Annotated in this window: 10 protein-coding genes and 4 pseudogenes; 6 read left to right on the top strand and 8 right to left on the bottom strand. The window is 67.4% G+C overall.

Annotation, left to right across the window (positions count from 1 at the left end; translation table 11 throughout):
- Positions 1-27: 27 nt before the first annotated feature.
- Positions 28-900 (bottom strand): nucleic acid/nucleotide deaminase domain-containing protein, encoded by an 873-nt coding sequence (locus B1H19_RS32315; protein WP_083108426.1) that lies wholly within the window; start codon positions 898-900, stop codon positions 28-30.
- Between the two features lie 872 nt (positions 901-1,772).
- Between B1H19_RS32315 and B1H19_RS32305 the strand changes: the two genes are divergently transcribed.
- On the top strand, positions 1,773-3,005 hold the full coding sequence (locus B1H19_RS32305) for an alpha/beta hydrolase family protein (RefSeq protein ID WP_203237275.1): 1,233 nt from the start codon (positions 1,773-1,775) through the stop codon (positions 3,003-3,005).
- 300 nt (positions 3,006-3,305) lie between these two features.
- Positions 3,306-3,395: pseudogene (locus B1H19_RS40095) on the top strand (IS5/IS1182 family transposase); the annotation flags it as partial.
- A 48-nt stretch (positions 3,396-3,443) separates the two neighbouring features.
- Here the strand turns inward: B1H19_RS40095 and B1H19_RS32295 are convergent.
- The 3 genes and pseudogenes from B1H19_RS32295 to B1H19_RS32285 all read right to left on the bottom strand — a co-directional run.
- A pseudogene (locus B1H19_RS32295) lies at positions 3,444-4,208 on the bottom strand (TIGR03842 family LLM class F420-dependent oxidoreductase); the annotation flags it as partial.
- A 42-nt stretch (positions 4,209-4,250) separates the two neighbouring features.
- A pseudogene (locus tag B1H19_RS32290) lies at positions 4,251-4,971 on the bottom strand (transposase family protein); the annotation flags it as partial.
- A 54-nt stretch (positions 4,972-5,025) separates the two neighbouring features.
- Complete coding sequence (locus B1H19_RS32285; protein WP_237289924.1) at positions 5,026-6,420, bottom strand: MFS transporter; 1,395 nt, start codon at positions 6,418-6,420, stop codon at positions 5,026-5,028.
- A 153-nt stretch (positions 6,421-6,573) separates the two neighbouring features.
- Here B1H19_RS32285 and B1H19_RS32280 point away from each other — a divergent pair, with 153 nt between their 5' ends.
- The gene (locus B1H19_RS32280; RefSeq protein ID WP_203237273.1) at positions 6,574-6,963 is read left to right on the top strand and encodes a winged helix-turn-helix transcriptional regulator; all 390 of its coding nucleotides are present in this window, start codon (positions 6,574-6,576) and stop codon (positions 6,961-6,963) included.
- A 52-nt stretch (positions 6,964-7,015) separates the two neighbouring features.
- Here the strand turns inward: B1H19_RS32280 and B1H19_RS32275 are convergent, their stop codons facing one another.
- Positions 7,016-7,759, bottom strand: a complete 744-nt coding sequence (locus tag B1H19_RS32275; RefSeq protein WP_083108421.1) for a phytanoyl-CoA dioxygenase family protein — start codon at positions 7,757-7,759, stop codon at positions 7,016-7,018.
- Here B1H19_RS32275 and B1H19_RS32270 point away from each other — a divergent pair.
- Positions 7,743-8,027, top strand: coding sequence for a hypothetical protein (locus B1H19_RS32270; protein ID WP_159028187.1), 285 nt, complete (start codon positions 7,743-7,745; stop codon positions 8,025-8,027). The genes B1H19_RS32275 and B1H19_RS32270 overlap by 17 nt on opposite strands.
- 92 nt (positions 8,028-8,119) lie before the next feature.
- On the opposite strand, the gene B1H19_RS32265 is transcribed toward B1H19_RS32270, so the two are convergent.
- A complete protein-coding gene (locus tag B1H19_RS32265; protein ID WP_083108416.1) occupies positions 8,120-9,082 on the bottom strand; it encodes a GlxA family transcriptional regulator in 963 nt (320 codons plus the stop codon).
- Between the two features lie 71 nt (positions 9,083-9,153).
- Here B1H19_RS32265 and B1H19_RS32260 point away from each other — a divergent pair, with 71 nt between their 5' ends.
- Both B1H19_RS32260 and B1H19_RS32255 read left to right on the top strand, forming a co-directional pair.
- Positions 9,154-9,828, top strand: a complete 675-nt coding sequence (locus tag B1H19_RS32260) for an HD domain-containing protein (protein WP_083108413.1) — start codon at positions 9,154-9,156, stop codon at positions 9,826-9,828.
- Positions 9,829-9,875: 47 nt separating this feature from the next.
- On the top strand, positions 9,876-10,298 hold the full coding sequence (locus tag B1H19_RS32255; protein ID WP_083108411.1) for a Rid family hydrolase: 423 nt from the start codon (positions 9,876-9,878) through the stop codon (positions 10,296-10,298).
- A 58-nt stretch (positions 10,299-10,356) separates the two neighbouring features.
- Here the strand turns inward: B1H19_RS32255 and B1H19_RS38250 are convergent.
- Together B1H19_RS38250 and B1H19_RS32250 are read right to left on the bottom strand one after the other, a co-directional pair.
- Positions 10,357-10,530 (bottom strand): annotated as a pseudogene (locus tag B1H19_RS38250) (IS5/IS1182 family transposase); the annotation flags it as partial.
- A 19-nt stretch (positions 10,531-10,549) separates the two neighbouring features.
- Positions 10,550-12,100, bottom strand: coding sequence for an NCS1 family nucleobase:cation symporter-1 (locus tag B1H19_RS32250; protein WP_083108408.1), 1,551 nt, complete (start codon positions 12,098-12,100; stop codon positions 10,550-10,552).
- Positions 12,101-12,143 lie beyond the last annotated feature (43 nt).

The following is a 12,143-nucleotide window of genomic DNA, read 5'->3' as shown; positions in this document are numbered from 1 at the left end:
CTGTCGCTGGCTAGGGAGGAGGGAAGTCTATCTACTGGCCCGCAGCCCGTCGAGATAGTTCTCCATCGCCTTATTTCCGGCAGCTCTCGATGCCGGGGTATTCCCGTATTCGACGCTGTGCGTGACCTGGACGTGCGGGAGTCTTTCGGCCATCCATGCCGAGCAATTCGCAGCCGGGCCGCAGGGCGCCCGTTCCGTATAGAGCTCGCGTATTCGACCCCCTTCGCCCTGTCTCAGGAACGGGGTTCCGATCATTCGTTCCGAATGGGCACCGACATTCACTCCGTCGCTTCGGTGACTTCGGCCGACGAGGATGAAGTCACCCTTGCCGTTTGCGCCGGTGACCCGGGCCGCCGCGTAGTTGTTGCTCGTGAACCCGCCGGGTTTCTTCGTGCCGTAGCTGTTGTCCGCGTGGCGGGCGAGCTGCGTGGCCTCGGCGAGGTCCGAACTCCCCAGCGGCACCTGTGTGGAGGACGCCGTGGGCCGAGGAGTGGTCTTGCCCTCAGAAGCGTCCTTCAGCAGGGCGTGCCGCTCGCCTTCCTTCGGGGCTCCGACCGACGAGCTCTGAAGTCCGAGCCGCTCCTTGTCCTCTGCTGTGAGCGCTTCCTTCTTGTATCTCTCCTCCGGGGTCTTGGCATGAGGGTCGTGGCGCAGGCGGCTGATGTTTCCGGCGTCGTCGAGGTGGTATACCGGCGTCCCTTCGGGCCTCGCACGCTTGGCGATTCTCTCCATCTCCGCCGCGTGCTTGGCATCGTTCTCCAGATGATTGTCGGCGACCCGCTTCAGCCGTTTCCTGGTGTCTTGATAGAGATTCTCGACGGCCTTTCCGGCGTCCTCACCCAGGGTTTTGCCGAGTTTGGCCGCGCCGTGCTCCAGCGCCTGGACGATCTTGTTCGTCACTCGAATCTCACCGCCGTCGCCATACCCCGGGATCCTGCGGCGTGCGCGGCTACCTCAGGAACCTCGTCCCTGTTCACCTTTGGCCCCTGGGCGTCGACAAACTGGCGCAACGCGATGACTTCGCTGGTGAGTTCCCTTGCCAAAATGACCCCCCGTCACCTCTGCACTCACGCCAGAGTCGCGCACGGTCGGCCGGTTGGCGGCAAGGGGAAGGCAAAGCTTCGACAAGAAATGGGCGCCTCGGCCCGCCTGCCCTCCTCGCGGCCCGGAGTGCCTGGCGGTGTCTGGTAGGTGACGAGACGTTGGCCGTCGGATTGCTATCACCTCGAAAGTGAGGCACATCGCGCCGACCTCCGGGCGCCAGAAGTGCTTCTGACCACCGCCGCCCGCCTGTACGTCGTAGCACTGACACAGCCGGCGAACTCAAGGCTCTTCACCAAGAGTTCGCCGACGAGCTGGGCTGGGGCCCGTCTGATGGGTCGTTCAGCCCTCGCCAACTTCTAAGGTGGCCCACAGAACTCGAAACACGATCTCGTTGAGATGTCCCGTTTGAGCCGAAGCGCGATCTGAGGCTGCCCGGCGGCAATGTCTTCCACCGTGCTCTGGCTCATCCGTACGCCGACGCCAGAGCGGACATGGGTCGGCTGAGGTCGAGTCGGCACATTTCAGGTGGTGATGGCCGTCCTCGGGCGATGACGCGAACGGGGGCAGGCACCAGCAGGACCCGGGGGGCCTGCACCAGTGCGTCGAAGTTCGCAACACGTGAGGCTGAACTGGACTTCTTCGAATCGCACTTGGAGGAACTCGTGGTCATCCCCACCTCACTCTCGTCGCGCAGCAGAACCCGGCGTCTCGGCGGTCTCCGGGCGCACGTGGCAGCCGTCTGCTGTGGCCTACTGCTGAGTGGGGCGACCGTCGCCACCGCTGCGCCCGCTGATCACGCCCAGGCGCAGGCGCAGCTCGAGGAGCGTGGCCGGGGCACACTGGTCTCCGCAGAGAAGCTGTACACGCTCGAGACCCCGCAGGCCGTGGCCGCCGAGCTGGGCGCCGCCGGGTTCGAAGACGACACCGTCCGCTACGGCGTGGTTGCGTACCGGCTGGTCTACCGGACCGTCGATCCATACGGACGGCCCACGACGGCCAGCGGGCTCTTCGCGCTGCCGCTCACCACAGAAGGACGGTTACGCGCGGTCTCCTTCGCGCACGGCACTGGCAGTCACAAGGACGACTCCCCGTCCATGCAGCGCGGCAAGTTCGTTTCCGCACCGGTGATCGCGCACGCATCGGCCGGTTCCGCGGGGGTCGCGCCCGACTATCTGGGGATGGGCAAGGGACCCGGTTTGCACCCCTGGATGGACATCGGCTCCGAGACCACGGCATCCCTGGACATGCTGCGAGCAGCCCGAGCCTTCGCGCCCCGCACCGGACATGTGCTGGAGCGCAAGGTCATGGTCACCGGCTTTTCGCAGGGCGCCTCAGCGGCGCTGGGGCTCGGCCGGGCTCTGGAGGCGGGTGAGGACCGCTGGTTCAGGCTGGACGCGCTGGCACCCGTCAGTGGCGCGTACGACTTCGGTGGCACGGAGCTGCCCGCCCTGCTCGAAGGCAGGGTGGAACCCAAGTCCGGTGTGCTGTATGCGGCGTACACCCTGGTGGCGTTCAACCGGCTCCACCACGTCTACGACAGCCCTGGCGAGGTGTTCCGAGCCCCTTATGACAGCACCGTCGAGGCGCTCTTCGACGGTGCCCACACGGGGGAGCAGCTGATGCGGGGCACCCCGGGCACCCTGGACGAGCTGTTGACTGAGCACGGCCGCGAGCTGCTCGCTCATCCGACGGGGCCGCTGGCGGCGGCGCTGCGCACAACCGGCGCCGTATGCACCGGCTGGGCCCCCAGTGCGCCGGTTCGGCTGTACATAGCGACCGGGGACGAGCAAGCTGTCACCGCCAACACCGAGCACTGCCAGGAGGCTTTGCACAACAATGGCATGGACGCCCCGGTCGTCGATCTCGGCGCTGTCGACTACCAGGGATCCCGTCATTTGGGGTCCAATGTCGCGGCCACGTCGGCAATCGTGCGCTGGTTCGGTGAGTTGCGCCAGCGGTGACTTGAACGTGAGAGCCGCAGGCCGGTGAAAACTGCCGTACTGCCTGACCCGATGATGACAAGCGACGTGATGCCCCGTTGACAACCACTGTGCCTTGTCGCCGGCAGGACGGCAGATCGGCCGCTCTTGTCGGTAACAACCAGCTCCCCCCCCCGGCACACTGGTCGGGCGTGACCGGTCTGGCGATTCGGCCGTTCGTGATGATGTGAGCACTCGGCCGTGAACCGTGGACGATGACTTGTGGGCGCTGGTTGAGCGTTGCTGCCGCCCTGGCCCGAGCGGCCGCCGGGACCACGGCCGATGGCAGACCGGCTCTGTCTCCACGGCGTCCTCTACCTCCTCTACAACGACATAGTCTGGCAACTCCTGCCGCCGGAGCTGGGGTTCGGCTCCGGACAGACATGCTGGCGGCGCCTGGAGCGGTGGCAGCAGGCAGGGGTCTTCGACCAGCGCCTTGAGCCGCCGCAGCTTGTCGAGCTGGGCGGCGGCCGGGCCGAGCAGGCAGAAGCGGTCGACGATGGTGTCCGGGACGAAGGCGGTGTCGGGGTTGTCCGCCCGGCCGTGGTGGGAGTAGTCGTACCCCTTGCGGGCCTTGATGTAGTCGGTCAGCGCCTCGGGACCATGCCGGAGTGTTCGCCGTAGCGGGAGACCAGGTCGGCAACGTGGTTGCCGACCATGCCACCGAACCAGCGGCACTGCTCGCGGGCGTGGTTGCGGTCGTCGCCCACATAGGCGGGGCGGCGACGCAGATCGTGACGGCGGACGGATCGCGCCCGGCGTCGGCCGCGGCCTCCCGTACCGCCTTGATCATCCACTCGGTGAGGAAGGGGTCGGCCAGCTGAAGGATGAACCCGTCCGCCAACCGACCCGCCACCGCAAGGGCTTTGGGGCCGTAGGCGGCCATCCACACCGGCAGCCAGCCGTTCTCGATCCAGGGGATGCGGACCCGGTGGCCGCCGCCGAGGTCCGCCTCCCTGTCCTCGGCCAGATCGCGGATGACGCCGATGGCCTCGCCCAGCCGGGCCAGGGTGTTGGGCGGCGGGTGTGTTCCAGAATGCGGCTGTAGATGACGAACGGTTCCTGCCACAGGACGGCCGAGTCGAAGGTCCAGCTGTAGCGGAATCCCTGGCGCTCGGCGCGGCGCATCAGGTCGACGACGGCGGAGGCGGGCGGATCGGCCTGGAGGACGACTCCGAAGTCCACGGCGGCGCTCCTTAAGAGCGTCCGCCAGTAGATCACCGGATGGCGGGGGCTTCGGCGGCGGTTGGGCCGGCGATAGAGGGTCCATGCCCGGCGGATGAGGCTACGGATGGTGATGATCGCGGCGGCGAGGGCGATGAAGAACTCGACGCAGACGCGGCGGCGTTCGGTGCACCGACGGAGCTTGCCGAAGTTGTTCATCCACGAGTTCGTGCGCTCCACGACCGGTTGCTCGGGCAGTGGGCCGAGCGTCTTGGCGACGTCGTCGTAGTGGTCAAGGGTGGCGGGCAGCAGGGTGTGATCGCGAATGTTGGCCGGTGCAGGCTCGGTGACCAGCGGGATGCCGTACGCCTCGGTGAGCTGTGAGCGTTTGACGCCTTGTTTGGCCCGGTCGACGGGGCTCTTGCCCGCGCGCTCGCCGCCCGAGGGCGCCTTGGTGTGGCAGCCGTCCGCGCTGAGCCGTTCCAGGTCGAGGCAGATCATGCGGTCGTAGGAGGCGAGCGCGGCCAGACGCAGGGCCTCGCCCGCGCCGACGGCTATCCACTCGTCACGGCGCCTGCGCAAGGTGGTCGCCGAGCACGTCGCGTCCGCCACTCGCTCATACCCCATCCCGGACACCAGTACCTCGATGAGCTTGTCGAAGATCACCTCATCCGGGATCCGTCGACGATGACATCCCAACGGATGGGTGGTGACCCGCTGCGGCAATGACGCCAGGGAACTCCTCACGGATGGGCGCGATGATCAACGATGGCGCGACAGGCACATCTCCTCCTGCGAGCACAGAATTCTCCCCGCTCCGCGGGGCGGCGGCGCCTGGTCAGCGAGCGGCGCTCTCGGCGACCGGCTTCTCCTCGGCCGCTGAACGTTGCGCTGTGGCGGGGGATCGCAGCAGGGTGGCGGCGAGGAGGAGAGCGACGGCGACGAGGCCCGAGCCGATGCCGAAGGCAAGCTGGTAACCACCGGTGAGTGCCGAGGCGGTGCTTGCCCCCTCGCCCAGCAGGGCCTCCGTATGCGAAGTGGCGAGCGTGCTGAGGACCGCGAGGCCGAAGGCGCTGCCGATCTGCTGCATGGTGTTGAACATGCCGGAGGCGATCCCCGAGTCCTGGGGCGTGGCCGCTGACATCGCGAGCGTGGCCAGCGACGGCATCGCGAGGCCGAAGCCGATGCCCAGCGGCAGCAGCGCGGGCAGGACGTCCACGACATAGCTCCCGCCTGCCGGTACGCGGCCGAGGGCGGCGAGACCTGCCGTGATGAGCGAGAGTCCTGGAAGGAGTACGGCACGGGGGCCAAAGCGCGCGATCAGCTTGGGCGAGAGGCCGAGGGACAGCGCGCCGATCGCGACCGAGACCGGAAAGATGCCGAGGCCGGTGTGTATCTCGTCGAAGCCGAGCACCTTCTGCAGGTAGAGCACGCACAGGAATTGGAAGCTGAACATCCCGGCCACCATGAGGGCCTGGATACCCATCGCTCCAGAGACGTTGCGCGAGCGGAACAGGCGCAGCGGCAGGAGTGGGTGGGTCGCCTTCGCCTGGCGGGCGACGAATGCCAGGAGCAGGGCGAGTGCCGCGGCGCCGAAGCTCAGCGTGTGTGCCGAAGTCCAGCCGTAGTTCGTCGTCTCGACGATCGTGTAGACGCTGAGCATCAGTGCGGATGTGACCAGGAGCGCGCCTACGACGTCGGTCCCCTTGCCGAAGCGGACACCGTGCTCGGACGCGAGCACGCGTCCGGCCGACAGCGCAGCCACGATGCCGATCGGTACGTTGACGAAGAAGATCCAGTGCCAGCTGATGGTCTGCGTCAGGGCGCCGCCGGCGAGGAGGCCCATCGAGCCACCGGCGGACTGGACGAAGCTGTAGACGCCGATGGCCTTGGCCCGCTCCTTCGGCTGTGGGAACAGGGTCACGACCATGCCGAGAGTGACGGCGGAGGTCACCGCACCGCCGATGCCCTGGACGAACCGGGCGGCGAGCAGCATCGCCGGGTCCTGGGACACACCGCACAGCAGCGAGGCAGTTGTGAAGATGCTCAGACCGGCGATGAAGACGCGCTTGCGTCCGATGAGGTCGCCGAGCCGTCCGGAGAGCAGCAGCAGGCCACCGAAGGGGACCAGATAGGCGTTGACCACCCAGGCCAGGTCCGACGGGGAGAAACCGAGGTCCCGCTGGATGGACGGCAGCGCCACGTTCACGATGGTCCCGTCGAGGATGACCATCAACTGCCCGGCACAGAGCACGGCCAGTGCCGACCAACGTGATGTCTGTGCTGATGCGTTGGTTCTCCGCACGGGGATTCCTTCCAATGGTGCACGACTTGTTACAGCAGTCATCCTCTGTAACCATGACGCGCGGCGAAAGGAGGCACTTTCATGTCACGCAGTCACACCGATGTGTCCGACCAGGTCAGCAACGAGGCGTGCCCGCTCACCGAGGTCCTCGACCACGTCGCGGGCAAGTGGAGCATCGGAATCCTCGTTGCCGCCGCACACGGACCAGTCCGGTTCACCGAGTTGGAACGCGCCATCACAGGCATCAGCCGACGCATGCTCACCTTGAACCTGCGCAAGCTGGAACGCGACGGCCTGCTCATCCGGACCGTCTACCCCACCGTGCCGCCCAAGGTGGAATACAGCCTCACGCCCATGGCCCGCGAACTCCACGCAAGCCTCACCGGGCTCGTCGGTTGGGCAGAACGCCACCGAGCCGACATCACCGCCGCCCGCGCCACCTACGACGCCGGCACGGCACCGGCTCCCTGACGCCTACGGAGGACCCAGCAGGCGTGGAACGATCGCCTACTGGCGGATGCTCTTAGGCGAATTCACTCAATGGCGCCGTGACTGCTTCTTGCCACCGGTCTCGGTGGCCGTCGGCTTGCAGTCGGTAATAAAGGGTCTCCCGGCCCTCGTCATCGGCTGAGCCTGCGTGGTCGCCGATGTTATGCGCGAGCAGGTAGTGAGCGAAGATTACGCTGCCGGCCGGGCCGACCGCTTGCACCGGATCGCCGAGTTCGATCTTCGGGTACGGTCCGGGTGCCATGTCCTCAACTCGGCTGAGGGCATCCGCTCCCCGCTCGGCGAGATACCGGCCGAACCTGAGGTGAGTACCAGGCCACAGCCACAAGTTGCCCCGCCCGGGTGACGTGTGATCAGTGAGCCACGCACCCGCGAGCAGGGTGAAAGTCCCCGGTCGGCCGTCGGGTTCCGTCGGCGTCAGCCCGTCGACATGAGGCCCTCCTGGGCGGTGCGGCCACGGGGGGACCGTGGTGGCCACCTGTACGCCTTCCGGCCTCTGGATTCCCAGCCCACCACGGAGCAACTGCCTCGCCAGTTCTTCAATCTTTGTCTGGGAGAAGAAGTCGAGCAGTGGATGCCCCTGGTCTCCGAACTGCCGAAAGATGAAGTGCGGACCCGTATGTCCCTCGGCGGGAGGCTGCTTCGCCAACATGGCCGCAACCACCTTGCGTCCGACGGCGACCTCTCGAGGAGTCAGCACGCCCGGGACCACAAGGTATCCCTGCTGACGGAACGTCGTCCTCATGTCCTCGGTGATCACGGTAGCCACCGCCTCAGTCCAGCAACCGATAACCCTTGTGGGCAAGCGAATTACCGGGGCAGACAAGGCGGTCACCACGGAGCCGATCTACAGGCCGGCGCCGCACCAGCACCAACCCGATGCCGACGACCGTCAGAGCGGGGACCCGACCAACGCTGAGGTCGACACCGGGCTCGCCAAGCTTGACCTGGCCGGCTACTGCCCGCTGCGGCTTCGCCGTGCGGACCAGGCCGGAGACGCGAACTGCGACACGAGCACGTTCTCGTGACGGCTCGGGTTCAACGCTTCTCCTTGTCTGCTCGGCAACTCGGACGGCAGCGACCCGCCTGGCGAAACCCTTCGGTGTCGTGGTGGCCATTCTCAGTCCGAGCGCGGGACTGCTGGCGACGTCGAGCGTGTGAAGGTGCGGCGGTAAGCAGTGGGGGTGGTGTCCAGTGCGCGCCGGAAGTGCAGCCGCAGGTTGCCTGCCGTGCCCAGCCCGCAGTCCCGCGCGACCTGTTCCACCGAACGGTCCGTGGTTTCCAGCAGTTCCCGCGCCCTGCCGAGCCGGGCGTTGAGCAGCCACTGCAACGGGGTCGTGCCCGTCTCCTCGCTGAACCGGCGCATGAAGGTGCGCTGCGAGAGGCCCGCGTGCCGGGCAAGCACGCGCAGCGTGAGCGGCTCGCCGAGCCGGTGCAGGGCCCATCCACGGGTACCGGACAGCGACGCCTGACCGGCCACCGCGACGGGAGCCGGCACGTACTGGGCCTGCCCACCGTCTCGGTGGGGGGCGGCGACCAGACCGCGGGCGATCTGGTTGGCCACCTCCGCTCCCAGGTCGCGGCGCACGATATGCAGGCACAGGTCGATGCCGCAGCACACCCCGGCCGAGGTGAGCACGTCGCCCTCGTCGACGTAGAGCACGTCGCGGTCGACCGTGACGGCCGGGAAGCCCCGCTCGAAGTCGTCGATGTGCTTCCAGTGGGTCGTGGCGTGCAGCCCGTCCAGTACGCCTGCCGCGGCCAGCGCGAACGCGCCCGTGCAGATCGACACCACACGCTTGCCTCGGTCGCCGGCTTCGGCCAGTGCATCGAGCACGGCGTCCGGCACCGGGAGGATCGGTTCGAATCCCGGCACGATCACGGTGTCGGCGGTGCGCACCTGTTCCAGGCTCCCGTCGGCGACCAGTGCGAAGCCCGCGGTGGTGGCCACCTTCGTCTCCAGCGCGCACAGGGTCATCTCGTAGGGGGTTTCCGGCCGGGTGGTGAAGATCTGCGTCGGGATCGCCAGGTCGAGTGGGGTGACCCCGTCCAGCGCCAGGACCGCGACTCGATGCACTGCCATGGCAAGATTCTAACGAAGTGAGGAAAGTTTGCCTCTCACCAGGTCAGGGCGGTAGCGGCCAGGCTGAAGACATGACCGGACCTACCTACGAGGCGACCGCCGACCTGATCACGCTGCCCGGCACACCGCTTGCCGACGCCGTCGTGAACCTCATCCGGCCGGTGGAGACGCCGTCCGTCTTCAACCACAGCATCCGCAGTTACCTGTTCGCCCGGCTGGTGGCCGGCCGTCTCGGCCTGGCCACCGGCCACGACTACCAGGACGACCTGTTGTTCGCCGCGTGCGCAATGCATGACCTCGGCGTGGCGTCGGACGGACCGCACAACCAGCGGTTCGAGGTCGAAGGCGCCGACCGGGCCGCCTCATTCCTGACCGACCGCGGAGTACCCGCAGCCGACGCCGACCAGGTCTGGCAGGCCATCGCCCTGCACACCTCCCCGGGCATCGCGGAACGCCGAGGAACGCTGTGCGTGCTCGTCCGCGAGGGTGTCGCCCTCGACTTCGGCAACCCACGGGACGCCAACCACCTCGACGCCGTCACCGACGAGCAGGCCGACGCCCTGCACGCCGCCTATCCACGGCTGGACATGAGTCGCTCACTCACCGACGCGATCGTCGAGCAGGCCGCGAAAGACCCGAAGAACGCCCCCCGGCACACGGTCCCCGGCGAACTCCTCCGCGAACGCGAGAACTTCGGCCGGACCCGGCTGGAGCACACCTGCCACTCGTCCCGCTGGGGCAACTGACTCCACGGAGCCCACGACCCCGTCAGCAAGGAAAGGGAAGCACCGCAATGACCGTCCATACCGTCGAGGTCCCCGAGGACAACGCAGTCTTCGGGCAAACCACCAGCGCCTTCGCAAGCTTCGGCTATTCCGCCGCGGTCCGCGCGCACGGCCTCTTGTTCATCGCCGGAACGATCGGTCGCCGCGCCGACGGAACCATCCCGGACACCATCGAAGAGCAGACCGAGATCGCCGTCTCGAAGATCGAAGAGATCCTTCGACTGGAGAACCTCGACACCTCCGCCCTCGTCGACGTCACCAGCTACCACGTCGACATCCGCCAGCACCTGCCCGGCTTCATCGAGGCCAAACAGCGCCTCGTCCAAGCGCCCTACCCGACCTGGACGATCATCGGGGTCAGCGGCCTCGCCAGCCCCGGACTCCTCGTCGAAATCCGCGCGACCGCCGCGTATCCCGACGCACCTCGGTAGACCGCCGCTCCCGGGCCCAGTAGCCCGCCCATACGCCCCAGAACCCCCAGACGAAGACTCCCACGGCGTGCTGGTGGGCCCGGCAGGTGGTGCAATCCACGCTCACCATCGACCAGTCGATGCGGCCCTCGGCATCCGCATCGGCCAGGACGGCCGCGTAGACCTCGTCCCACGTGCCGTCCGCCGACCACCGCCTGTGCCGCTCATATGCCGTCTTCCACATCCCGGTACGGCGCAGCTCACTCGCACCGTCACGTGCCGACGGCTGTCCTCGCCCGCTCTCCGGCCATCAGGACCACATAGACGAGGAGTGACGCCCCGAGCCCGACGGCCCACCCGTAGTCAGCGAGCGGCTTGAGGAACGGGATCAGTCCGTCGATCGGGAACGGCCCGGCCTTGTCCCCCTTCGCGTCGAGCGTCGAGTAGGACCCGCCGACGGCCAGCACACCCCCGACCGCGAATGCAACGAGGGCCCGCCAGTTCCACCCACCGCCGTACCAGTACCTTCCACCCGCCACGTACAGGTCGACGAGATGCAGCACGGTCCGCCGGATGATCCAGTAGTCGGCGATCAGGATGCCGGCCACCGTACCGAGTAGCCCGCCGACGACGCCGAGCCACGTGAAGATGTACAGCTCGGGCGTGGACGTCAGCTTCCACGGCATGACCAGCACGCCGACGACGCCCGTGATGATCGCACCCGTACGGAAGTTGATGACCTTCGGCGCGAGGTTCGCGAGGTCATAGGCAGGAGAGACGACATTGGCCGCGATGTTCACGGAGATCGTTGCCACGAAGACGGTGACGAGTGCGAAGAGCAGACCGAAGACGCTGTCCGTCTTGCCGGCCAGCTCGACCGGGTCCCAGATCGCGGCTCCGTACACCTTTTCCGAACCGGCTGTTACCAGCACCGACATGAGGGCGAAGGCCGTCATGGTGGTCGGCAGGCCGAGGGTCTGGCCCCAGACCTGTGCCCGTTGGCCCTTGCCGAAGCGCGTGAAGTCGGGAATGTTCAACGACAAGGTCGACCAGAAGCCGATCATGCCCATGAGTCCCGGGAAGAACACCTTCCAGAAGCCCGCGCCCCAGCCCACCCTCGACGGCTCGTGCAGCAACGGACCAAAACCACCCGCCTTGTTCGCGATCCAGATCAGCAGCACCACGGCGCCCACGAGGACGAACGGCGCCGCCCAGTTCTCGAAGCGGCGCAAGGCGTCCATCCCCCGGTAGATGAGGGCCAGTTCGAGCGCCCAGAAGATGACGAAGCACAGCCAGAGCGTCCACGGGTAGCCGCCGATCTTTCCCGCGTCGGCCCATCCTCCGAAGATCTTCCCCAGCAGTACGAAGATGCCCTGGCCGCCGATCCACGTCTGAATGCCGAACCAACAGCAGGCCACCGCGGCCCGCACCATGGCAGGCAGGTTCGCACCGCGGATGCCGAACGAAGCGCGGGCCAGGACCGGGAAGGGTATGCCGTACTTCGGTCCGGCGTGGCCGGTGAGCAGCATCGGGAACAGCACAAGAACATTGGCGAGGGCGATCGTGAGGACCGCCTGCTTCCAGTCCATGCCGAGCGCGACCAGGCCGGAGGCCAGGGTCCAGGACGGGATGCAGTGGGCCATGCCGATCCACAGGGCCACGAAGTTGTACGTGGTCCAGCGACGTTCGACGAGCGGGACGGGACGCAGATCCTCATTGGCGTAGCGGCTGCCGACCGGATACGCGTCAGCGGTCAGCTCGATGCCGGCGCCTTCGGCCGGCGGTATCGGAGACGAAGACGGGGAGGGGATGGCGTTGGTCATGGGCAGTCCGTTCGATGAGGGGCCGGCGGTCAGGCCCTACGGA

The organism is Streptomyces gilvosporeus (genome assembly GCF_002082195.1).
Classification (GTDB): domain Bacteria; phylum Actinomycetota; class Actinomycetes; order Streptomycetales; family Streptomycetaceae; genus Streptomyces; species Streptomyces gilvosporeus.
Note: the sequence above shows the minus strand (reverse complement) of the source record. Positions and strands in the feature narration are given on the sequence as shown.

Excerpts from the sequence above, each read along its gene's own strand:
- B1H19_RS32285 (WP_237289924.1), bottom strand. The coding sequence starts at position 6,420 with ATGGTCATCCTCGACGGGACCATCGTGAACGTGGCGCTGCCGTCCATC.
- B1H19_RS32280 (WP_203237273.1), top strand. The coding sequence starts at position 6,574 with ATGTCACGCAGTCACACCGATGTGTCCGACCAGGTCAGCAACGAGGCG.
- B1H19_RS32270 (WP_159028187.1), top strand. The coding sequence starts at position 7,743 with ATGTCCTCGGTGATCACGGTAGCCACCGCCTCAGTCCAGCAACCGATA.
- B1H19_RS32265 (WP_083108416.1), bottom strand. The coding sequence starts at position 9,082 with ATGGCAGTGCATCGAGTCGCGGTCCTGGCGCTGGACGGGGTCACCCCA.
- B1H19_RS32260 (WP_083108413.1), top strand. The coding sequence starts at position 9,154 with ATGACCGGACCTACCTACGAGGCGACCGCCGACCTGATCACGCTGCCC.
- B1H19_RS32255 (WP_083108411.1), top strand. The coding sequence starts at position 9,876 with ATGACCGTCCATACCGTCGAGGTCCCCGAGGACAACGCAGTCTTCGGG.
- B1H19_RS32250 (WP_083108408.1), bottom strand. The coding sequence starts at position 12,100 with ATGACCAACGCCATCCCCTCCCCGTCTTCGTCTCCGATACCGCCGGCC.